The organism is Streptomyces sp. NPDC046465 (assembly GCF_040646035.1).
In the GTDB taxonomy this organism is placed as follows: domain Bacteria; phylum Actinomycetota; class Actinomycetes; order Streptomycetales; family Streptomycetaceae; genus Streptomyces.
Map to the genome: position 1 here is coordinate 1 of NZ_JBEYZK010000008.1, position 22213 is coordinate 22213.

19 protein-coding genes are annotated in these 22213 nt (G+C 72.4%); 8 read left to right on the forward strand and 11 right to left on the reverse strand.

The features are described 5' to 3' along the window. Window positions 1-209 precede the first annotated feature (209 nt). The 4 genes from ABZ953_RS14005 to ABZ953_RS14020 all read right to left on the reverse strand — a co-directional run bounded on the left by ABZ953_RS14005 (window position 210) and on the right by ABZ953_RS14020 (window position 5151). Window positions 210-1004, reverse strand: coding sequence for an alpha/beta hydrolase (locus tag ABZ953_RS14005; RefSeq protein ID WP_361721953.1), 795 nt, complete (start codon window positions 1002-1004; stop codon window positions 210-212). A gap of 110 nt (window positions 1005-1114) precedes the next feature. Next, a complete protein-coding gene (locus tag ABZ953_RS14010) occupies window positions 1115-2770 on the reverse strand; it encodes an FAD-binding oxidoreductase (protein ID WP_361721956.1) in 1656 nt (551 codons plus the stop codon). 84 nt (window positions 2771-2854) lie between these two features. Further along, a complete protein-coding gene (locus ABZ953_RS14015) occupies window positions 2855-4105 on the reverse strand; it encodes an MFS transporter (protein WP_361721959.1) in 1251 nt (416 codons plus the stop codon). Window positions 4106-4239: 134 nt separating this feature from the next. Further along, window positions 4240-5151 (reverse strand): NADP-dependent oxidoreductase, encoded by a 912-nt coding sequence (locus ABZ953_RS14020; RefSeq protein ID WP_361721962.1) that lies wholly within the window; start codon window positions 5149-5151, stop codon window positions 4240-4242. A gap of 247 nt (window positions 5152-5398) precedes the next feature. Here ABZ953_RS14020 and ABZ953_RS14025 point away from each other — a divergent pair, with 247 nt between their 5' ends. The 8 genes from ABZ953_RS14025 to ABZ953_RS14060 all read left to right on the forward strand — a co-directional run bounded on the left by ABZ953_RS14025 (window position 5399) and on the right by ABZ953_RS14060 (window position 13316). Further along, a complete protein-coding gene (locus tag ABZ953_RS14025; RefSeq protein ID WP_361721965.1) occupies window positions 5399-6667 on the forward strand; it encodes a sedoheptulose 7-phosphate cyclase in 1269 nt (422 codons plus the stop codon). Next, window positions 6660-7484, forward strand: coding sequence for a cupin domain-containing protein (locus tag ABZ953_RS14030; protein WP_361721968.1), 825 nt, complete (start codon window positions 6660-6662; stop codon window positions 7482-7484). Before ABZ953_RS14025 ends, ABZ953_RS14030 begins: the two co-directional genes overlap by 8 nt. A gap of 116 nt (window positions 7485-7600) precedes the next feature. Next, window positions 7601-7972, forward strand: coding sequence for a hypothetical protein (locus ABZ953_RS14035; protein WP_361721971.1), 372 nt, complete (start codon window positions 7601-7603; stop codon window positions 7970-7972). A gap of 13 nt (window positions 7973-7985) precedes the next feature. Beyond that, window positions 7986-9083 carry an alcohol dehydrogenase catalytic domain-containing protein gene (locus ABZ953_RS14040; protein ID WP_361721974.1) on the forward strand — a complete coding sequence of 366 codons (1098 nt, stop codon included), beginning with the start codon at window positions 7986-7988 and terminating at the stop codon, window positions 9081-9083. 122 nt (window positions 9084-9205) lie between these two features. Beyond that, window positions 9206-9991: an SDR family oxidoreductase gene (locus ABZ953_RS14045; protein ID WP_361721977.1), complete on the forward strand. Its 786-nt coding sequence runs from the start codon at window positions 9206-9208 to the stop codon at window positions 9989-9991. A gap of 85 nt (window positions 9992-10076) precedes the next feature. Then, window positions 10077-11192: a VOC family protein gene (locus ABZ953_RS14050; RefSeq protein WP_361721980.1), complete on the forward strand. Its 1116-nt coding sequence runs from the start codon at window positions 10077-10079 to the stop codon at window positions 11190-11192. 64 nt (window positions 11193-11256) lie between these two features. Continuing rightward, window positions 11257-12288, forward strand: a complete 1032-nt coding sequence (locus ABZ953_RS14055; protein WP_361721983.1) for a ketoacyl-ACP synthase III family protein — start codon at window positions 11257-11259, stop codon at window positions 12286-12288. Further along, window positions 12285-13316 carry a transaldolase family protein gene (locus ABZ953_RS14060; RefSeq protein WP_361721986.1) on the forward strand — a complete coding sequence of 344 codons (1032 nt, stop codon included), beginning with the start codon at window positions 12285-12287 and terminating at the stop codon, window positions 13314-13316. Before ABZ953_RS14055 ends, ABZ953_RS14060 begins: the two co-directional genes overlap by 4 nt. Before the next feature lie 51 nt (window positions 13317-13367). On the opposite strand, the gene ABZ953_RS14065 is transcribed toward ABZ953_RS14060, so the two are convergent. The 7 genes from ABZ953_RS14065 to narH form a co-directional block, all read right to left on the reverse strand. Beyond that, window positions 13368-14936: an alpha/beta hydrolase gene (locus tag ABZ953_RS14065; RefSeq protein ID WP_361721989.1), complete on the reverse strand. Its 1569-nt coding sequence runs from the start codon at window positions 14934-14936 to the stop codon at window positions 13368-13370. A gap of 136 nt (window positions 14937-15072) precedes the next feature. Next, entirely contained in the window at window positions 15073-16626 is a 1554-nt protein-coding gene (locus tag ABZ953_RS14070; RefSeq protein ID WP_361721992.1) for an alpha/beta hydrolase, read from the reverse strand. Window positions 16627-16726: 100 nt separating this feature from the next. Continuing rightward, window positions 16727-18124 carry a protoporphyrinogen oxidase gene (gene hemG, locus ABZ953_RS14075; protein WP_361721995.1) on the reverse strand — a complete coding sequence of 466 codons (1398 nt, stop codon included), beginning with the start codon at window positions 18122-18124 and terminating at the stop codon, window positions 16727-16729. After that, a complete protein-coding gene (locus tag ABZ953_RS14080) occupies window positions 18121-19329 on the reverse strand; it encodes a TIGR04053 family radical SAM/SPASM domain-containing protein (protein WP_361721998.1) in 1209 nt (402 codons plus the stop codon). Before ABZ953_RS14080 ends, hemG begins: the two co-directional genes overlap by 4 nt. Then, window positions 19326-20048 carry a respiratory nitrate reductase subunit gamma gene (narI, locus tag ABZ953_RS14085; RefSeq protein ID WP_361722001.1) on the reverse strand — a complete coding sequence of 241 codons (723 nt, stop codon included), beginning with the start codon at window positions 20046-20048 and terminating at the stop codon, window positions 19326-19328. The genes ABZ953_RS14080 and narI overlap by 4 nt, the downstream gene beginning before the upstream one ends. After that, window positions 20048-20683, reverse strand: a complete 636-nt coding sequence (narJ, locus tag ABZ953_RS14090) for a nitrate reductase molybdenum cofactor assembly chaperone (protein ID WP_361722004.1) — start codon at window positions 20681-20683, stop codon at window positions 20048-20050. The genes narI and narJ overlap by 1 nt, the downstream gene beginning before the upstream one ends. After that, entirely contained in the window at window positions 20680-22212 is a 1533-nt protein-coding gene (narH, locus tag ABZ953_RS14095; RefSeq protein WP_361722007.1) for a nitrate reductase subunit beta, read from the reverse strand. The genes narJ and narH overlap by 4 nt, the downstream gene beginning before the upstream one ends. Window position 22213 lies beyond the last annotated feature (1 nt).

Genomic DNA, 22213 nt, shown 5'->3' on the forward strand with positions numbered 1-22213 from the left:
CTCGGCGACCGCTACCGTGCCGGAGTTGTCCTGGCTTCCTTGATCCTCTGGCTCCGCGAGTCCACGGGGTAATCATTTGTCAGACAGGCCCTAGCGGGGGCGGGGGCGGGGGCGGGGCGGGGCGGAACACGACAGAGCCCGGTGGGGGCGGCCCGAGCCGCCCCCACCGGGCTCTGTGTTCTGTGTTCTGTGTTCTGCCGTGCGCCGCGTCAGGCCGCGTCGGCCGCCGCGTCCTCCGCCAGGAACTCCTCGACGAGCTCGGCCAGTTCGGCCGGCTTCTCGAAGACCGCGAAGTGGCCCGCCTCCAGCTCGGCGTACCGGCTGCCCTTGATCGCCGCGTGCAGCGCCCGGGAGTGCTCGACCGGGATCATGTGGTCGTGCGTGGCGCCGATCACCAGGGTCGGCGCGGTGATCTTCGGCAGGTGCTCGGTGATGTCGAGCTCCAGGTTGAGCGCGATCTGCCGCCCGATGCCCGCGGGGACGCCGCCCGAGACCATCTCCTCGACGCCCGCGACGCCGAACGAGTTCACCTGCGCCGTGGTCCAGCCGTTCAGCTGCAGGAAGCGGCCGAAGGTCTCGTGGTCGAGCTGGTCGAGGCGGTGCCACAGGTCGAAGTAGAGGTGCTGGCGCGCGTCGTTCTTGATCCAGCCCGTGAGCAGCACCAGGCGCCGCACCTTCTCCGGGTGCACGGCGGCGTAGGCCGCGACGGCGAGCGCACCCTGCGACCAGCCCACCAGGTCCACCGGGCCCTCGGCGCTGCTGTCCTCGATCGCCGCGTCGATCTGGGCGATGAGCAGCTCCAGCGTCAGCGGGCCGCCCTCGTCCTCGGTGGCGCCGCTGCCCGAGTAGTTGGGGACGACGACGGTGCGGCGGTCGTTGAAGGTGTCGCGCAGGTTGTCGTACGTCCCCGCGTCGCCACCGGTGCCGTGCACCAGGACGAGGCCGGGGCCGGTGCCGGTCTCGAAGTACTCCACCTTGGAACCGTGCGTGGAAGCGAAAGGCATCGCTTTCTCCTTGCTGTCGTGTTGCTTTCGTGCGGGAGGGGGAATGCCGCGCCGGATCACCGGCGCGGCGCCGCGGTCCGGTGCGGGGACCGCGGAGATCAGGGGGCGGGTCAGCCCTTGGCGGGCTCGACGGACTGCGCGTGCCGCAGGATGCCGCGGGGGTCCCAGTCGGCCTTCACCCGTTGCAGGCGGGGGTAGTTGTCCTTGTAGTAGAGCGAGTGCCACGGTGTCTTCGAGGTGTTGAGCGCCGGGTCGCCGAGGTCGGTGTCGGCGTAGTTGACGAAGCAGCCGTCGTTCACGCGGCCGGGCACGGGAACACCGCCGGAGGCGCCGTAGACATCGCGGTAGAACTCGCGCACCCACGCAAGGTGGCGCTCGTCCTCCGCGGCGTCCTGCCAGAACGCGAGGTACTGCAGCTTCAGCACCGAGTCCCGCTGGGCCACCGCGGTCGCGTCCGGCGCGACGGCGTTGACGCGGCCGCCGTACCCCGCGATCAGCAGCAGCGCCGCCGGGTTGGTGTAGTCGGTGCGGGTCAGGTGGTGGTACGCGGCGGACAGCTGGTCGTCGGGGAAGCTCGCCCGCATGTACGCGGACTTGTCCTCGAAGCGCAGCGTGGGGTCGCCGCCCGCGAAGCCGGGCCACTTGGTGGCGTGCAGGAACGGCAGCCGCTGGGTGCTGACGTGCGGAGTGACGGGCACCCCCGCGCCGACCGCCGCGACGAACGCGTCCAGGTCGCCCTCGGCGCCGGAGCGGGTGGCGTCGAGCTGCGTCACCATCGTGATCGCGCCCGCCGCCCGGTGCGCCGCCTTGAGCTGGCTGAACAGGTCGAGGTGGGTGGCGTCGGGCCCGCCGTGGGCGACGAACCAGTCGGCGTAGTTCTTCACCAGGCGCTTGAAGCCCGTCTGCGTCAGGCCGTCCCAGGACCAGGTGACGGTGCTGGTGAGGAGCTCCGCCGGAGGGCGGGGGAGGAGCGTGGCCGGGTCGGAGCCGGTGGCGCCCGGCGTACGAAGGAGGTACTTGGTGACGATGCCGAAGTTGCCGCCGCCGCCTCCGGTATGCGCCCACCACAGGTCGCGGAGGCGGGCGTCGGCGGCATCGCGGGTGGCGACGACCTTGCGTACGGTCCCGTCCTTGCCCACCGTGACGACCTCGACGCCGTGCAGGTGGTCGACGGTGAGCCCGAACAGGCGGGACAGCGCGCCGTAGCCACCGCCGACGATGTGGCCACCGGCCGCCACCGACGGGCACGAGCCGCCGGGCAGGGTGACCCCCCAGCGCTTGAACAAGGTGCTGTAAATGTCGGAGAGCCAGGCGCCGGGCTCCACCACGAAGACCCGCCGGTCGGCGTCGTACGTCACCGCCGTCATCTCCGACAGGTCGATGACGACCTTGATGTCGGTGCTGGTGGTGAAGTTCTCGTAGCAGTGACCGCCGCTGCGCACCGCGACTCGCTTGCCCGCGGCGACGGCCTCCTTGACGGCGTCGACCACCTGGTCGGCGGAGGAGACGAGACGCACGTAGTCGGGGCTGCCGACCCAGCGCTGGTTGGTGCCGCGGATCAGCTCCGGGTAGCGGGCGTCGTCGGGTCGCACGGTGACCGCCGGGGACGACGCGGGCGCGGCGGACGCGGCGGACGCGGCGCGGTCGGGGGTGGCCCGGACGGGTGCGGCCTGGGCGAGGCCCGCGGCGGGCACCGTCGCGCCCAGGGCAGCGCCGCCCGCCACCGCGGATCGCCGCAGGACCTTGCGCCGGGTGAGCTCACTCATCAGTGCTACTCCAGAAGAAGTCGGTTGCCACAGGTGGTTGCCGCAGGTGGTTGCTGCGGCGGGTGCGGCCGTGGTCGGTCGCGCTCAGTCGGACGAGGCGTCGGCCGTGGCGGGAACGGGCGGAGTCGGAACGGGCGAAGCCGGAACGGGGGCCGGTTCGGCAGGCGCGGGCGCGGCGGCACCGCGTACGGCGTGCCGGTCCTTCCTGAGCTCGCCGACCGCGACGGTCATCGCGATCCAGGAGAGGAGCGCCGACGCGGCAATGACTGTCCGCAACCCGTAGTCGAGGCCGAGGAGTTGGCCGCCGAACCAGGCGCCGAAGGCGATGCCGATGTTGAAGGCCCCGATGTTGATGGCGATGGCGAGGGTGGGCGCCCCGCCCCCGGCTGCCGTCAGGATGCGGGCCTGTAGGCCCGGCATCACGGCGAAGTAGGCGGCGCCGAAGACGACGAGGAGGATGAGCAGGAGCCAGGGCAGGTCGCCGCCGAGCGCCATCAGGGCGAGGTCGGCGCCGAGCACCGCGAGGACGCCGACGAGGGAGGGCATGAGGGCCCGGTCGGCCAGCTTGCCGCCGATGAGGTTGCCGATGAGGGAGCCGCAGCCGACGAGCAGCAGCAGCCAGCTGACGGTGCTCGGCGCGAACCCGCCCATCGAGGTGAGGATGGGGTTCACGAAGGTGTACGCGGTGAAGACGCCCGCCATCGCCAGCGCGGTGAGGAGAATGGCGATCTGCACCGTGCGGTTGCGCAGCACCCGCAGCTCGTCGACGGCGCCGCCTGCGACGGGCACCGGCGCGACGGGCGGCCGCCAGGCGACCAGGGCGAGGGCGACCAGGCTCAGTCCGGCGATGCTCCAGAAGGCCGACCGCCAGCCGAAGTGCTCCTCAAGGAGGACGCCGAGGGGCACGCCGAGCACGGTGGCGAGGTTGAGGCCGACGGCGACCCGCGAGACGGCCGAGGCCTCCTTGCCCTTCTCCGCCAGCGATCCCGCGACGACGATGCAGACCGCGAACAGCGTGCAGTGGGTGATCGCCGAGAGGACGCGGGCGGCCATCAGGACCGCGTAGGTGGGGGCCAGGGCGGCGAGCACGTTGCTCGCCGTGAACAGGCCCATCAGGCCGAGCAGCAGGGGAGTGCGGGGCACCCGGCTGGTGGCGAGGGTGACGAGCGGGCCGAGGACCACGACGCCGAGCGCGTACGCCGTCACGAGCAGACCCGCGTCGGACAGGGAGACGTCCAGGTCACCGGCGATGGCGGGCAGCACACCGGCGACGACCAGCTCCGCGCTGCCGACGCTGAAGACGCAGAGCATCAAGGGGAAGAGGGCAAACGGCATGGCTGTTCCAAGTCACGGGTCGGGGCACGGGTCGGGGCGCGGGTCAGGGCACGGGTCGGGTCACGGGTTCGGGCCGCGCGTCCGGGCCGCGGTCGCCGCACGGGGAGGTGCGGCGACCGCGCTGACGCCCGGCGTCAGTCCCACGGAGAGATCAGGAGCTTGCCGCGGGAGCCGCCCGCCGCGAGTCGGCGGTGCGCGTCACCCACCTCGGCCAGCGGGAACGTCGCCGCCACCCGCAGGGTGAGCACGCCCTCGTTCACCAGGCCGCAGAGCACTTCGAGGCGCTGCCCGTCCTGCTCCACGAACGACATGCCGACGTCGATGCCGCGCTCCGCGACGGGCGGAGCCGACGGCACGATCGAGACGGCGCGGCCACCGTCACGCACCCCGGCGATGGAGGCGGGCAGTCCCGCGGTCTCCAGGAGAGCGTCGGCGGCGCCGGGCGGCACGGGGTTCTCGCCGGAGTACGCCTCGTGGGCGCCCAGCGCGTACAGCCGGTCGGCGTCGTCGGGCCGCCCGAAGGCGAGCACCTTCAGGCCGCGGGAGGCGGCGAGTTGGAGGGCGAACCCGCCCACCGCGCCGGTCGCGCCGGTGATGAGCACGGTGCCGCCCGCGGGCGGGGCGAGGCGTTCGAGCGCCTGGTGGGCGGTGAGCCCGGCAAGGGGCAGGGCGGCCGCGTGCGGGAGTTCGGCGGTGTGCGGGGCCGTGGCGGCGAGGCCGGCGTCGAGCGCGACGTACTGCGCGTGCGTGCCGACCCCGGTGGCCATCTGGGCCGACATAGCGACGACCCGGTCGCCCGCGGCGAACCGGTCCACGCCGGGCCCGCACTCCTCCACGACGCCGGAGAGATCCCAGCCGAGGATCATCGGGAAGCCGTGGCCGATGTTGTCGGCCGCCGCCCCCGAGCGGACTTCGAGGTCGACCGGGTTCACGGCCGACGCCGCGACGCGGACCAGGATCTGTCCCGGCCCGGGAGTGGGGCGGGGCAGCTCGGCCACGGTCAGCAGTTCGGGGCCCCCGTAACGGGGGAGGGTGCTGGCACGCACGTGGGTTCCTCCTGCAGATATGTGATTCCGGGAGAACGTAGCAGTCGTTCTGTTCTTGAATCCCACCTCGGTGGCCCACGCGCCACTACTTCGGCAAGTCCGGTAAATGGCCGGTCCATGGCCGATCAGCCTTGCAGTTGATTGCTTGAGAATGCATAGATTAAGTCACTCCCCACAGCCGAGAGGCTCTCCGAACCAGCCTCCGCGCCACTCTCCGAACGACTCTCCGAACCAGTTGAGGTGATCCGTGTCCGGGAACAATTCGGCACTTCTGGGCCGTCCCAGCGAGCGTGCCCAGGCCACCGCGGCCGCCGCGGCGCAGTCCAGCGCGGGGCTCTACGCCTACAGCGAGCGCATCGACGCCTGGGTGGTCCGTACCGCCAAGCCGGTCAGCTACGAAGTGCGCGTCGCCGACGGCCTGTTCGACTTCGAGCGCACGGACCTGCTCGAACCGGCCGCCGCTCCCGGCAAGCGCCTGCGCCGGTTCGTGGTGCTCGACTCCGACGTCGACCTGCTGCACGGCAACCGTATCCGCGCCTACTTCGACTACCACGACGTCGAGCACGTCATCTGCGTCGTCCCCGCCGACGAGACCGTCAAGAGCTTCGAGACCGCGGCGCGCATCGTCGAGGAGCTCGACGCGTTCGGTGTGGACCGGCGCCGCGAGCCCCTCATCGTCATCGGCGGCGGCGTCCTCATGGACATCGTCGGCCTCGCGAGCAGCCTCTACCGCCGCGGCACCCCCTTCATCCGCGTCCCCACCACCCTGATCGGCCTGGTCGACGCGGGTGTGGGAGCCAAGACCGGGGTCAACTTCAACGGGCACAAGAACCGGCTCGGCACCTACTTCCCCGCCGACCTCACCCTCCTGGACCGCACCTTCCTCGCCACGCTCGACCGCCGCCACATCGGCAACGGTCTGGCCGAGATCCTCAAGATCGCGCTGATCAAGGACGCCCGCCTCTTCGACGTCCTGGAGCGCTACGGACCGCTGCTCCTGAACGAGAAGTTCCAGGGCGAGAGCGAAGCGGGCGAGGACGCCGCGCGGGAGGTCGTGCGCCGCGCCATCCAGGGCATGCTCGAAGAGCTGCAGCCCAACCTGTGGGAAACCAAGCTGGAGCGCTGCGTCGACTACGGGCACACCTTCAGCCCGACCGTCGAGATGCGCGCCCTGCCCGCGCTGCTGCACGGCGAGGCGGTCTGCGTCGACATGGCGCTCACCACGGCCCTCGCCCGGCGGCGCGCCCTGATCAGCGACGCGGACGCACAGCGTGTGTACGACGTGATGCGCGCCCTCGAACTGCCCGTCTGGGACGACCTCCTTGACCAGCCGGAGCTCCTGACGGCCGCACTGCTCGACACCGTCCGCCACCGCAACGGCAGGCAGCGCCTCCCGCTCCCGGTAGGCATCGGCGACGTCACCTTCGTCAACGACGTCACCGAGCAGGAACTCCTGGACGGCGTGGCCGAACTGCGCGGCGCGGGCCGCCGCGTGGAGGGACCGCAGCATGTCTGAGACGGCCTACGCCCCGGCCCCCGCCGGAGTCATCGTCGGCGATGTCAGCGGCCCCGCCCACATCCACGGCGTGCACGGCACCACCGGGGTGACCCGTTGGAAGGCCCTCGCCTCCGGAGCGGATCTGCGCGGGGGCTGGGAAGCCGTCGAGTGGGCGTGCGTCCCGCCGGGCGGCGTCAGCGGTGAGCACCTGCACACCCGGACCGAGGAGGTCTACTTCATCCTCTCCGGGACCGGCGAGATCTACCTGAACGGCACCGCCCACCCGATCGCGCCCGGCTCGCTGATCCTCACCGGCCTCGGCACCGTGCACGGCCTGCGCAACACGGGCGACAGCGATCTGGCCTGGCTGGTCATCGAGATGCGCTCGCCCCGTTTCAGCGCGGCGCTCGGCGCGGGCGACCCGGACGCGTCCGCCGCCGCCGTCTCCACTCTCACTTCCCCATCCACTTTCCATCCGGCCCCCGCCAAGGAGGAGCCCCCGGTGCGCACCGCACGCCTTCACGACCTCCGAGCCGAGCGCTCCGTCTCCCCGTCCGGCGTCTTCACCGGCCCCATGCGGTCCATCGCCCTGGAGACGGTCGACGCCTCGGGCACCGTCGAGCTGACGGCCGACGGGCGCGAGCACATGGTCTTCGTGCTCTCCGGCACCGGCTGGGTCGAGAACGGCAGCGACACCGCGGAGATCCACGCGGGCACCGCCGTGACGCTGCCGCTGGGCACCCGGGCCCGTATCGGCGCGGACCGCGAGAGCGGCCTGGAGTTCTTCCACGCCGAGGTCGCCGTCGCGTCCGCGTCCTCGGAGGCCGCCCGGTGATCGTCAGCGAACCCGCCCCGCCCTCCCTCCGCCTGGGCTCGGCAGCCCCGGACACCGGTGGCACCGGAGGTACCGGAGGTACCGGCGGCACCTGGCGCTGTCTCGCCCGTCGCGGCATGTTGCACAGCGAGTGCGAGTCCTTCGAGCAGATCCGGCTGCCCCCGGGCGGCACCTGGGCGCACGAGCCGTCCCATGGCACCGAGGCCGCCCTCTACGCGGTCGCCGGTTCGGCGTCGGTGCACGCCGAGGCCGAGGTCGAGGCCGAGGGCGCCGGTCCCGGCGAGGGCCACGCGCTCGACGCCGGTGGCGCGCTGCTCGTCGGGGCCCGTGCCGCGGTGCGGGTCACCGCGGGAGCCGAGGGGCTCGATCTTCTCGCCGTACGTGTTCTGCCGACCGACGTCAGCGACCGACTCCCGCTGCGCGTACCGGAGTTGCCGACGCGCGAGCAGACCCCGATTTTTCGCCCGCCGATCGACGTCGGGCACTGACCGAGGAGATACGTTGGCTGAACACCACGAAAAGGTGCTGCCTCCCACGGACGACCTGCTGTGCGGCCGTTGGCCGAACGGCTCCATGAGCGCTGCCGCGATCATGGACGCCAACAAGGTCGGCCAGGTGGAGGTGGAGATACCGGGCCCCGAGCTCGGGTACGTCCTGGTGGCCCCCACCACGGTCGGCATCTGCGGCACCGACCTCGAACTCCTGCACGGCACGGCCAGTTACGTGCGGGACGGCCGGGCCACGATGCCCCACGTGTTCGGCCACGAGTGGGTCGGACGTGTGGTGGCGATCGCCGGAAACTGCCACTACTCACGGCAGTTGCAGATCGGCGACCGGGTCGTCGGGCAGACGATGCTGTCCTGCGGGGGCTGCCGCGCCTGCCAGCGGGGCCGCCGCAACGAGTGCTCGCAACTGAAGGAAGTCGGCCTCTACGGACAACAGGGCGCGGCGGCGGAGTTCATCCGCCTCCCCGCCCAGTCCCTGACCAAGGTCCCGCCGGGCGTCGACGACTTCGCCGCCGCACTCGCGGAACCGGCGGTCACGGTGCTCGCGGCCCTGGACAAGGTCGGGGTCTTCCCCGGCGAGCGCGTCCTCGTCTTCGGCACCGGCACCATGGGCCTGCTCGCCGTGCAGATGGCCCGCCGCGTGGCCGGCACGGTCGACGTGGTCGGCATCGACGACGCGGGCATCGGCGCCGCGCTGCGGATGGGGGCGGAACACGCGTTCCTGCCCGGTGAGGCGCGCGACGGTGAGTACGACGTCGTCATCGAGGCGTCCGGCGCGGTGCCTGCCCTCCTGGAGGCGCTGCGCGTCGCGGACGTCGGAGGCCGCATCGCGGCGGTCGGCGTGCCCAGCGATCCGCTGCCGGCCGTCGACGCCTCCGAACTGGTGCTGCGCGGCGTCACCATGACCGGCGTGCGGCACGGGCTCGACTACTACGAGCGTGCGCTGCGGCTCTTCTCCGAGGGCGTCCTGTCGGCGAAGGGCATGATCGCCGACGTCTTCGAGCTCGCCGACGTCGACAAGGCGTTCGAGCTTCTGGAGAGGGGGCGCCGGGCCGCACCCAAGGTGGCCCTGTCGCTGACGCCTCGCCCCTGAAGAGGAGGTGGTCGGCCACAGCCCCTGACTCCTCCCCCGGCGTCAGGGGCGCCCGCCGCCCCCATACCGACCTCCCTCTCACCTCTCCCCACCTCTCCCACCTCACCAGGAAGGACACCCCCATGAATCGCCCCATCGCCGTTGTCACCGGCGCCAGTTCGGGGATCGGCGCGGCCGTGGCCGAGGCGCTCGCCGCGGCCGGTTTCGACCTCGTCGTCGGCTACGGGCGGCAGGCGGCCGCCGCCAAGGAGATCGCCGACGGGCTCGCCGTGCGGCACGGCGTGCGGGCCGAGACCCTCGGGCTCGACCTGACCGACCCCGCCGCGGCGGGGGAGGCCCTGCGGGACGCCGTCGACGCGCTCGGCGGCATCGACGTGCTGGTCAACAACGCGGGCCTGAACCGGCGCGCGACGGTCGTCGAAGAGACCCTTGAGGACTGGCAGCGCATCCTCGACGTCAACCTGACCAGCCCGTTCCGGCTGAGCCAGGTCGCCGTCGAGCGCATGATCACGCAGGGCCGCGGTGGCCGCATCGTCAACATCACCAGCATCCACGAGCACATCCCGATCGGGGAGGGCAGCACCTACTGCGCCGCCAAGGGCGGCCTGGGCGCGCTGACCAAGGCGATGGCGCTGGACCTGGCCGAGCACGGCATCACCGTCAACGCCGTGGCGCCCGGCGAGACCGCAACCCCGATGAACAACGTCCCGGCCGGCCTCGACGCCGCCCGGATCGCCCGGCCCGCCATCCCGGCGGGCCGCCCCGGCCGCCCGGACGAGGTCGCCGCCCTCGTGGCGTATCTGGCGTCGCCCGCGGCCGCGTACACCACGGGCACGTCGATCCTGGTCGACGGCGGCATGGCGCTCTCGGCGGCCGTCGCCAACGCGGCGCACGCCGGCAGCGTCTGACCCCGGCCGCCTCCGCCCCTCCCCGCGTGCACGCCGCGTGCGCCCCGTGTACCCCGCATGCACCCCGCAACCCTGGAGCAGAGTCATGTCACCCACCGCCCCGACGGCGCCCCCGGCCACCCCGGACACCACGGCCGCCCCATCCATCCCCACCGCCCGCAACGTCGACCACTACGCATACACCGTCGCGGACCTGGACGCCGCCGTCGACTTCTGCACCACGGTGCTCGGCGCCGAGGTCCTCTACCGGCTCGGCCCGGTCGAGGAGCCGGACAGCGACTGGATGGCGCGCCAGCTCGGCGTCCACCCCCGCGCCAGCACGCACATCGCGATGCTGCGGCTCGGCCCTGACAGCAACCTGGAGCTGTTCCAGTACACCGCGCCCGAACAACGGCTCCAGGCACCGGAGTTCACCGACGTCGGCGGCCACCACATCGGCATCCACGTGAGCGACCTGGACGCGGCGCTCGCCAAGGCCGCGCGGTCCCCGCACGTCCGCGTCCTGGGCGAGCCCCAAACGGACGGGAGCGGCCCGACGGCGGGCAACCGCTGGATCCAGCTGCTCACGAACTGGGGCATGCGGCTCGAACTGCGCCAGCTCGCAGCGGAGTTGCCGTACGAGCGCGAGACCGAAGCCCGCGTCTACCGGCCCTCGGGCGACTGGGCGCGCGGTCTGCCCGGCGCCCTCGGCATCGGCCACGTCGGCTACTCGGTGGCCGACCTGGACGAGGCCGTCGCCTTCTTCACGGGGCCGATGGGCGGCGAACTCGCCTACCGCACCAGCGAGTCGGTGGACGCCGGGACGGCGCAGCGGCAGTACGCCGTCTCCGGTCCTTTCCGCAAGGACACCGCGGCGATCAGGCTCGGCCCGGTCACTACCGTCGAGCTCAGCAGCTTCGAGGCTGAGGGCCGCCGCACCGAGCGCCCCCGCAACAGCGACGTGGGCGGCCACCACCTCGCGTTCTTCGTCGACGACGTCGAGCGCGCCGCCGCGTGGCTGGCCCGGACGGACGGCGCCGAGGTGCTCGGCGAACCCCAGCTGATCGAGGACGGCGGCCCGATCCACGGTGACCGCTGGGTCTACTTCCGCGGCGTGGGCGGATTCCAGCTGGAGGTGCTCAACATGCCGCCCGGCATGCCGTACGAGCAGTACACGGCGGCGCGCAGGTTCGGCCCGAGCCCGCGGTGGAGCAACCGCTGAGCGGCACGGGCGCGGGCTCGGGCTCGGGCCGGGGACGAGGATCGGATCAGGAAGGGGTGGGCAGGTGCGCTGGGAAGACATCTACGTGGAGAGCGCGGCCGCCGAGTTCGGGGAGCTGCAGACCGGTGCGGAGGCGGTGGCCGAAGGCCTGCTGCCCGCCGGGGAGATCGAGCGGAGCGCGCAGCGCTCCGTGTCGGTGAGCGCCGGGCGCAGCGCGCCCGAGCTCGCCGTGGCCGCGGGCCGCACGGCGCTCGCCCGCAGCGGCCGGGACGCGCGGGACGTGGGGCTGCTGATCCACGCGGACTGCTGGTACCAGGGCCTGGAGTTCTGGAACACGGCGGCGTACGTCCAGGACCAGGTGCTCGGCCACGGCGACTGCGTGGCGTACGAGCTGCGCCAGATGTCCAACGGCGGGATGAGCGCGCTGGAGAACGCGGCGGCGCGCCTCACGGCGATCCCCGCCACGCGGGCGGCCCTGGTCACCACGGGCGACCGGTTCGCCGACCCGGCCTTCCCCCGCTGGAGCACCGACCGGGGTCTCGCGTTCGGTGACGCGGGGACGGGCGTCGTCCTCTCCCGTACGCCGGGCGCGCTGCGCCTCGTCGCCACGTCGTCCTTCTCGCAGCCGATGCTGGAGGGGCTGCACCGGGGGGACGAGCCGTTCCTGGCGAGCGCGAGCCAGGCGGGCCCGCTCGACCTGGTGGCGCGCAAGAAGGGGTTCCTGCGCGGGCGCTCCCAGGAGGAGATCACGACGCGCAACGAGACGGGCATGATGTCCGCCGTCAAGAACTGCCTCGCGGAGGCCGGTGCCGACATCCAGGGCATGGCGGCCGTGGTCGTCCCCTTCTTCGGGGCCCGCCTCTCGCAGCTGCAGTGCCTGGGTCCGCTCGGCATACAGCCCGAGGTGACGTTGCAGGAACTCGGTCTGACAGTGGGCCACTTGGGCGCCGGTGACCAGGCGGCCGGTCTCGCGAAGCTCCTTGAGGACGACACGCTGAAGAGCGGCGACCGGGTGCTGCTCGTGGGAGTGGGCGCGGGCTTCAGCTGGACCTGCGCGGTTCTGGAGAAGATACGAGGGAAAGGGGCGGAGCGATGAATCAGGCCTGGAAGCGCTTGACGGCCGAAGGCGTCGACGTATGGATCGACGCGTCGGCCACCACCGAGGGCGCGGCGCGCGAGGTCCGCCGCGCGCTGGCACAGGGCGAGGTGACGGGAGCCCGCCTGGGCGGCCCGCACGGCCGTTCCGCGGCCGGGACCTGCCCCGCCGACGAGATCAGGAGCGCCTGCGACCAGTTGCTCCCGCGGCACCGGGCGAGCGGGGGAGCGGGCGGTCTGGTCTCCGTCCCGCTGCCCGCGGGACCGGCGGCCGGAGCCGACGCCTGGGTCGCGCGGGCGCGCGCCGTGCGCGACGAGGTCGGCCGCCCCAACCTGGTCGTCCGCCTCCCCGCCGAGGCGGCGGGCACCGCGACCCTGCGGGCGCTGTTCGCGCTGGACATCGCCGTGGAGGTGGCAGGGGTGAGCTCGCCGCGCCGGTACGGGCAGGTGGCCACCGCGCTCCTTGCGGCCCTTGACGAGTCGACCCGCTCGGCCTCGTTCATCTCCTTCGACGTGACCGGCGTCGAACGGCACGTCGACGCCCGTCTTGACCTCATCGGCTCCGACGAGGCCAAGGCGCTGAGGGGGCGGGCCGGACTGGCGTGCGCCCGCCTCGCGCACCGTACGCACGAGATGACGTTCTCCTCGGCGCGCTGGGGAGCCCTTGCGGCCGCGGGCGCGCGGGAGCCGAAGCTGCTGTGGGCGACCGGCGCGGCCTCCCCGGCCCGCGCGGCGCACGCCGTGCAGGAGCTGGTGACAAGGGGGACGGCCACGGCGATGACACCGGCCGCGGCGCGCGTCCTCGCGGAGTCCGGCACGGTGAGCGGCGACCGGGTGTGGCGGCACTACGCCGACGCCGAGCGGACGCTGGCGTACCTGGACTGGTTCGGGGTCCCGGTGGAGTCTCTGGTGGAGTCCCTGGCGGACGGTGGCGGCTCGCCCGTGCCGTACGCGCGCGCCCACCGGGCGGCACCCGTGGGCGCGACGACGTTCCGCTCCGAGGCGGTCCGGCCGATGACCATGGCCTGAGCGGAGCCGGGGTCAGGGGCGGAGGTGGACGCGGGGTCGGGGTCGGGGGCCTCAGGACGAGCAGACCTTGCCGTCCTTCGGAGGCTTTCCCTCAAGGAGATACGTGTCGATCGTATCGTCGACGCAGGAGCTGCCGTTGCCGTACGCCCCGTGGCCCTCGCCCTTCCACGTCAGGTGGATGCCGACGTCCTTGCCGAGCTCGTCCGCCATCTTGCGGGCGCCTTCGTAGGGCGTGGCCGGGTCGCCGGTATTGCCGACGACGAGGATCGGTGCGGCGCCGGGCGCGCTCACCTCGGGGGAGTCGTACAGCCCGGCCACCGGCCACTCGTGGCACCAGCCCGCCGTGTCCCAGCCGAGGAACTCCCCGAAGACGGGCGAGATGTCACGGAAACGGCCCAGGCGTTTCTTCGCCTCCTCCGGAGAGGTCCGCGCCTTGGAGTCCAGGCAGGAGATGGCCCGCTGCGAGTGGCTCTGCGTGCTGTAGTGCCCGGAGGGGTCGCGTTCGTTGTAGGCGTCGGCGAGCTGGAGCAGCGCCGATCCGTCGCCCTTCTCGGCGTCCGCGAGGGCACTGGTCAGCGCGGGCCAGGTCTGCTTGCTGTAGAGCGTGACCAGGATGCCCGTGCTCGCGAGGGACTCGGTCAGCTTCCGGTCGCCCGAGGCGCGCATCGGCTCGGCGTCCAGGCGCTCGAACAGTTTCGCTATCTTCGCGGCCCCCGCCTTCGGCTCCTGGCCGCGGGACCTGAAGTAGTTGTCGAGGGCGCGCTGGAAGCCCTTCGCCTGGTTCTCCGCGTGGCCGATCGAGTCCGTGCTCGGGTCGACGACCGCGTCGAAGGTGAGGCGGCCGACGCGGTGGGGGAACAAGTGCGCGTACGTACCGCCGAGTTCGGTGCCGTACGAGATGCCGAAGTAGTGCAGCTTGTCGTCGCCGAGGACCTGGCGCATGACGTCCATGTCGCGGGCGGCGTCGGCCGTCGAGACGTGCTCGATGACCTTCTTCGCGTTCCGCGCGCAGCCGGCTCCGAACTCCGTCGCGTCCTTGAAGTAGGCCTTCTCCTCCGCCGGGTTGTCCGGCGTGAGGTCGACCCTCTTCTCGGCGGCCTGCGTCGCCCGGTCGTCGCGGCAGCGCACGCCCTCGCTCGCCCCGACCCCGCGCGGGTCGAAGCTGACCAGGTCGTACCGCTCGCGCAGCGTGTCGTACGAGTCGGCGAAGGACGGCAGGCCCGAGACGCCGGAGCCGCCGGGGCCGCCGAAGTTGAAGACGAGGGAGCCGATGCGGTCGCCCTTGCCCGTGCTCCTGGCGCGGATCAGGGCGATCCCGATCCTCTCGCCGTCCGGCTTCGCGTAGTCAAGGGGCACCTTGAGCGTCGAGCACTGCCACTCGGTGCCCGGCGCGCTGCCTCCCTCGGGTGCCTTGCAGCGGCTCCAGTCCAGCTTCTGGGAGGTCAGCGAGGCGGGCAGGGCCGAGGAGGGGTCCGGCTTCGGCTGCGGTCCGCGAGCGGACGCCGAGGGCCCCTTGCCGTCGCTCTCGCCGCCGTCGTCGGACGAGCTGCAGCCTGCGGCCAGGCCCGTCACCAGCACTCCTGCGGCAGCCAGGGCCGTGGACCGTACGAAACGCCGCATAGAAGCGCTTCCCCCCTCGCAAGACAGTCAGGCCATATCGGAAGACAGTCAGGCCATAGTAGGCGGGCCCTCTGACAGCGGCGGGGAGGGCCACCCCGCCAGGTCGGAAGCGCGTCGGAAGCGCGTCGGAAGTGCCCTAGGAGCAGACCGTGTCCGCCTTGGGAACCGTCCCCTTGAGCAGATAGCCGTTCACCGCGTCCCGTACGCACTTGTTCTTGCTGTCGTACGCCCCGTGCCCCTGGCCCTTGTACGTCATCTCGACGCCGACGCCCTTGCCGAGCGCCTGCGCCATCTTGCGGGCGCCCTCGTACGGCGTGGCCGGGTCGCCGGTGTTGCCGATGACGACGATCGGCGGCGCGCCCTTGGCGCTCACGTCGGGATGGTCGGCCTGGCCCTCGACCGCCCAGTCGGTGCAGCTGACCATGCCCCACGCCAGGTAGTCGCCGAACAGCGGTGACGCCTCGCGGAACTCGGGGAGCTTCTCCTTAACGTGCTGCGGGGTGTAACGCGCCTTGTCGTCCGCGCAGTTGATCGAGACGTTGGCGGACTGGATGTTGCTGTACTCGCCGTCCTCGTTGCGCCCGTTCATCGAGTCGGAGAGCGCCATCAGGATCTTGCCGTCACCGTCGTAGGCCTCTTCGAGGCCCTGGGTGAGGTACGGCCAGAAGTCCTTGGAGTACAGGGCCTGCGCGATGCCGTTGGTGGCGGCGGTCTGCGTCAGTTCGCGCGAGGGGAGGCCGCGGATCGGCTTGCTGTCCAGGTCCTTCAGGAGCTTCGCGATCTTGTCCTTGACGTCCTGCTCGCTGTCGCCGACCGTGCAGTCCGCCTCCTGGGACGTGCAGTCCTTCGCGAAGTTGTCGAGCGCGAGCTGGAACCCCTCGGCCTGGCCGAGCGAGCCCTGTTCGGCGTTCTCGGTGGGGTCGACGACCGCGTCGAAGACCGCCCGCCCCACCTTCTTGGGGAACAAGTGTGCGTATACGCCGCCGAGTTCGGTGCCGTACGAGATCCCGAAGTAGTGCAGCTTGTCGTCGCCGAGGACCTGGCGCATCAGGTCCATGTCGCGGGCCGCGTCGGTGGTGCGGACATGACCGAGGGTGTCACCGGCGTTCTTCTCGCAGCCGCTGTTGAAGGACTTCACGTTCTCGACGAGCTTCTTCCGCTCCGCCTCGTCGTCGGGCGTGGAGTCCTGCTGGAAGTAGGTGTCGAGCTGTTCGGCGTCCTCACATCTGATGCCCGCGCTGCGGCCGACCCCCCTCGGGTCGAAACTCACCAGGTCATAGCGGGTGCGCAGCTTGGCGTAGTCCTCTCCGAAGGCGGGCAGCGTGGTGATGCCCGAGCCGCCGGGGCCGCCGAAGTTGAAGACGAGGGAGCCGATGCGGTCGTCCTTGCCGCCGCTCGTGGCCGCCTTGATCAGCGCGATGTCGATCGTGTCGCCCTTCGGCTTCGACCAGTCGAGGGGCGCCTTCATGGCGGCGCACTGCCACTCGGCGCCGCCCGGCAGCGGGGACGGGGCACCGCCGCCGCCCTCGGAGGCGTCGGGCGCGGGGCAGTCCTTCCAGCTCAGCTTCTGAGCCGACAGATCCTCTTCCTTTTCCTTGGAGTCGCCGCCGCCGCACGCCGAGAGCGCGGCGGACAGGAGCAGGGTGGCGGCGGCCAGCGCGGTGACGCGCGGCTGGGACTGTGTGGGCATGTGCTCATCCTGCGCGGGCTCCTGACGGGGCGCTCGGGGCGCGGGCCGTGTGGGTGAGCCAAGGCCACGGATTCCGGCGTTTCCGGGCGGGCGGCCTGGGTCAGCCCTCGGCGATCCGGCGGGCGGCATCCGTCCCCGTCGCCACGCACGCGGCGACGCCCACGCCGTCGTACGCAGCGCCGCACAGCGCGAGCCCCGGCAGCTTGCCGACGGCCTCGCGGACGCGGGCGATGCGCTCGACATGGCCGACGCCGTACTGCGGAAGGCCCCGCTCCCAGCGGGTGACGCGGGCCGCGACGGGCTCGCCGATGGACCCGAGCGCCTGGTGCAGCTCGGTGACCGAGGAGCGCACCAGATGGCGGTCCGGGGTGGCGAGCCTGTGCTCCTCTGCGACCCGGCCGATCGAGGTGCGCAGCAGGAAGAGGCCGGGCGCCGCCTCGCGCTGCCACCGCCACTTGTTGCTGAGGAACGTGGCGGCCTTGAGGGTGCGCCCGTCGACGGCGGGGACGAGGAAGCCGTTGCCCGTGGGCGGCTCGTCCCCGTGTTGGTGCGGGAACGCCATGGTCACCACGGCGGTACTGGCGTGCTGGATCGCCCCGAGATCGGCGTCGGCGAGCGGGGCGTGCGGCCGAAGGAACTCCGCGGCCTCGTACGCGGGCACGGCAAGGACGACCGCGTCCGCCTCCAGGAGCAGCGGTCCGTCCTCGGTGACGGCGAGCACCCGCCACCGCCCGCCGGAAGTGCGCCGCAGCTCACGCACGCGCGTGCCGGTGAGGAAACGGGCGCCGCTCGCCCCGGCGACGGCCGGCGGGAGGCGTCCGGCGCCGCCGCGCAGGCCCTGCACGGGGACGACTCGCTGGGCACCCGCGCGCGGGGCGGCCCCGCCGACGGGCGCACGCATCCGCCGCAGCGCCCCCATGAGCGGCTCGCCCCGCTCCGCGACCGCCGCCACGCGCGGCAGCACGGCCCGCAGCGACAGGCGGTCGGGGCGGCCCGCGTAGACCCCGCCGAGCAGCGGTTCCACGAGCCGGTCCACGGCTTCCTGCCCGAGCCGCCCGCCGAGGTACTCGGCGACGGACACGTCGTCGTCGGACGGCTCGGCGGGCAGCGCCTCCTCGTGGCGCAGCCGGGACACGCCCTCTTCGGAGAGCAGCCCGGTGCCCGCCAGCGCGCCGGGGTCGGTGGGGATGCCCATGACGTGGCCGGGCGGCAGCGGGCGCAGCGCGCCGTTCGACCACAGGGTGGTGGGTGCGGGGGCCGGGTCGCACAGGTCGCCGCCGAGACCGACCTCCTGCGCGAGGTGGACGGCCTCGGGGCGCAGCGCCATCAGCGACTCGGCGCCCTCGTCGACGGGGATGCCCGCGAGAGTGCCGGTGCGCAGCTTGCCGCCGATGCGGGGAGCGCCCTCCAGGACGGTGACCTCCGCGTCGGCGCGCAGCCGCAAGGCCGCGGTCAGACCGCTGATGCCGCCGCCGACGACGATCACTGAACGCGTCATGCCGCGCCTCCTTCCGTTCGGCCCTGCGTGGCCTGCGCGAGCAGCTCCCGCAGCTCGTCCTGGTACGGGAAGCTCCCGGGCTCGTACGCGCACCAGGGATCGGCGGCGAGGACCCGCCCCGTCGCCCCGTACGCGCGCGAACGGGAGCCCCCGCAGACGGTGTTGAACTCGCAGCGCCCGCACGCGCCACCGAGCAGCGACGGCTCGCGCAACGTCGTGAACAGCGCGGAGCCCCGGTAGATGTCGACGAGCGGATGGTGCTTCACATTGCCTGCCGACAGCGGCAGGAAGCCGCTGGGACGCACCTCGCCGGTATGCGACACGAAGACGAAGCCGCGCCCCGAGCCGACGTCCATGGGAGGCCTGCGCACCGCGCGCCGCTCGCCCTCGTACAGACCGAGCTCACGCGCGCGTGCCGTCAGACGGGCGTACAAGGGGCCCGTCCCGGGCGTCTCGCCGTGCCGCTCCAGGATGGTGCGCTGGAGCGCCACACGACGGAAGTGGTGGCCCTCGGTGGTCTTGGTGGCAAGGACCGCGCCCGTGTCGTACAGGAAGTGCAGGACGTCCTCGACCTCGTCGGGGGTGAGCGCGGCGAGCTGTTCGCCGCGGCCCGTCGGCACGAGCACGAAGCCGCTCCACAGCATCGCGCCCTCGCGCCGCACCAGCGCCGCGATGTCCGCGAGGTCCGTCAGGCTTTCGCGCGTGACGGTGGTGTTGATCTGCACCTTCAGGCCGAGCTCGCGGGCGGTCCGCCAGCCCTCCAGGGTCCACTCGAAGACACCGTCCACGCCCCGGAAAGCGTCGTGCCGCTCGGCCGTGGACCCGTCGACGCTCAGCGAGAGGGCGACGGCGCCCGCGTCGCGCACCGCCGTGAGGTTCGCCCGGTCCAGGGTCGGCGTCCCCGAGGGGGAGACGGCGACGCGCAGCCCGAGGGCCGTTCCGTAGGAGACGAGGTCGGTGAGGTCGGCCCGCTGGAACGGGTCGCCGCCCGTGATCACGAAGAGCGGACCCGGCCGGCCGAAGGCGGCGATCTGGTCCATGAGGCGGCGGGCGTCCGCGCCGTCCAGCTCACGCGGGTCCCGCGCGGGCCGCGCCTCGGCCCTGCAGTGCAGACAGGCCAGCGGGCACGCGCGCGTGGCCTCCCAGATGACGATGAAGGGGCGCTCTCCGACGTCGTGCCGGGGGCGTCTGACGACCCGCTTCACGACACCCGCTCCCAGCCCCGCTCCGGGTCCCGGCTCGCGAGCTGCCCGGGGTCCCGTCGGCGGTAGACCACGTAGGGCCTGAAGAGGTACTTGAAGGGCGCGCTGACGATATGGGCGAGCCTCGAGAAGGGGATCAGCGCGAACAGCGCGAAGCCGAAGACGATGTGCAGCTTGAAGGCGAGGGGCGCGGCGCCCATCAGGCCGTAGTCGGGCTGGAGCGTGAACAGGCTGCGGAACCAGACGGAGATGCCTTCGCGGTAGTTGTAGTCGACCGCTCCGGACGAGTTGAGGACGGTCGCGATCAGGCCGAGCAGCAGCGCGCCGAGCAGCACCGTGTACATCACGTGGTCACTACGGAGAGTGGCTTTGCGGACGGCGGTCACCGTCAGGCGCCGGTACAGGAGGATCCCGATACCGGCGGCCGCGGCGAGGCCCGCGACGGCGCCCGTGGAGATGGCGAGGAGGTGGTACGTGTGGTCGCTCACGCCCACCGCGTCGGTCCAGCTGTCCGGGATCAGCAGGCCCACGACGTGGCCGAGCACCACGAACGCCATCCCGAAGTGGAAGAGCGGCGAGCCGATGCGCAGCAGCCGCGACTCGTGCGGCTGGGAGGAGTGGGTGGTCAGGCCGAACCGGTCGTACCGGGCCCGCCAGGCGAGGCCCGCGATCAGGAGGGTGACGGCGACGTAGGGCATGACGCCCCACAGGAGGAGGTCCATTACGCCGGGGTCCTTTCGCGGTCGGGCTGCGCGGCGGGGAGGGTGGGCCAGGGGAGTTCCACGCCGGGCCCGAAGGGTTCGAGCCCGACGGACTCGCGGGGCGGCCCGCTGCGGGCGAGCGCCTTCGCCTCGGCCCGCGTCTTCGGGGAGGGCCCCGGGAGCGTCCCGCAGACCGCTTCGAGCACGCGCGCGTACGGGGTGTCCGCGTCGGTGACGGCGAGCCGGAGCAGTTCGAGTCCGGCCCGGTGCTCCTCAAGAAGGGTGGTCCCCGCCGTCTCCTCACGGGCGGCGAACTCAAGGAGTACCGGCAGGAAGTCGGGCAGCTCCTCGGAGGCGAACTCCAGGCCGTGCTCGCGGAACACCCGCTTGACGCGCACCAGTGAGAGCCCGCGGTTGCGGGTGTCGCCGTCCGACCACCAGGTGAGGTACAGGCAGCGGCGGTTGCGGGTGTCGAAGACGCTTGTGTAGTGCGCGGCGAGGTCCAGGGGGCGTTGCCCGCGCGCGTGGGTGATGAAGGCGCGCAGCAACGGGTGACCGCTCGCTTCGTAGAGGCGGTCCAGGTCCGCGTACAGCCGTTCGTCCGGGTACTGGAGGAGCCGTCCGGCGACGAGCCGGGTGAGGGCGTCGGGGTTCATGCGCTCCTCCGGGTGGGGCTGAGGTTGAGCAGGACGCGCTCTTCGGAGGCGGCGGGTGCGGCGTCGGCCACCGGGCAGCCGTCCTCGAAGGGGTGGGCGTCGGCGAGGGCCTCCGCGTCGGCCCGCGCGGCGGTCGGGATCACGTACCGGTCCTCGTACTTGGCGACGGCCAGGAGGCGGAACATGTCCTCCATCTCCTGCCCGGTCAGGCCGACCGCGGCGGCGACGGACTCGTCGCGCTCCTCGCCGAGGTTGACGCGCCGCATGTAGGCGCGCATGGCGGCCATGCGGCGCAGCACCGCGTCGACGGCGTAGGCGTCGCCCGCCGTGAGCAGCTCGGCGAGGTACTCCACCGGGATCCGCAGCGCGTCGATGGCGCCGAACAGATTGCCGGGGTCCTCGCCGTCGCGGCCGGTCGCGGCGACCGCCTCGACCACCGGGGAGAGCGGCGGCACGTACCAGACCATCGGCATCGTGCGGTACTCCGGATGCAGCGGCAGCGCGACCTGGTACGTCCTGATGAGGTCGTGGACGGGGGAGCGGCGGGCCGCGTCGAGCCACTCGTCGGAAATCCCCGACGCACGGGCGGCGGCCACGACGGCCGGGTCGTGCGGATCGAGGAAGCACTCCAACTGCGCCGGGTAGAGGTCCTGTTCGTCCTCCACGGAGGCCGCCTCCGTGACCTTGTCGGCGTCGTACAGCATGACGCCCAGATAGCGCATGCGCCCGACGCAGGTCTCCGAGCAGATGGTCGGCATCCCGGCCTCCACGCGCGGGAAGCAGAACGTGCACTTCTCGGCCTTGCCGGTGGAGTGGTTGAAGTAGACCTTCTTGTAGGGGCAGCCCGTGACGCACATCCGCCAGCCGCGGCACTGGTCCTGGTCGACCAGGACGATGCCGTCCTCCACGCGCTTGTACATCGCTCCGGAGGGGCACGACGAGACGCACGCGGGGTTGAGGCAGTGTTCGCAGATCCGCGGCAGATAGAACATGAAGCTCTGCTCGAACTCGAAGCGGATCTTCTCGCCGACCTCGTCGCGGATCTTCTCCACCAAGGGGTCCTTGGGCGCGTGCTCCGGGCCGCCGCCGAGGTTGTCGTCCCAGTTGGGTCCCCACTCGATGGTCCCGATGGGCTCGCCCGTGAGCTGCGAGACGGGCTTGGCGACGGGCATGTCGTCGCCCGCCGGGGCGTCGGTGAGGTTCTTGTACTCGTACGTCCAGGGCTGGTAGTAGTCCGTGAGCTCCGGCAGTTCGGGGTTGGCGAAGATCTGCCCGAGCCGCTTGAGGCGCCCTCCGGCCCGCAGCCGCAGCCGGCCGGACCTGGTCCGCTCCCAGCCGCCCTTCCACCGCTCCTGGTCCTCCCAGCGGCGCGGATACCCCTGCCCGGGGAGCGTCTCGACGTTGTTGAACCAGACGTACTCGGTGCCCTTGCGGTTGGTCCACGCCTGCTTGCAGGTGACCGAACAGGTGTGGCAGCCGATGCACTTGTCGAGGTTCATGACCATGGCGATCTGGGCCATGACGCGCATG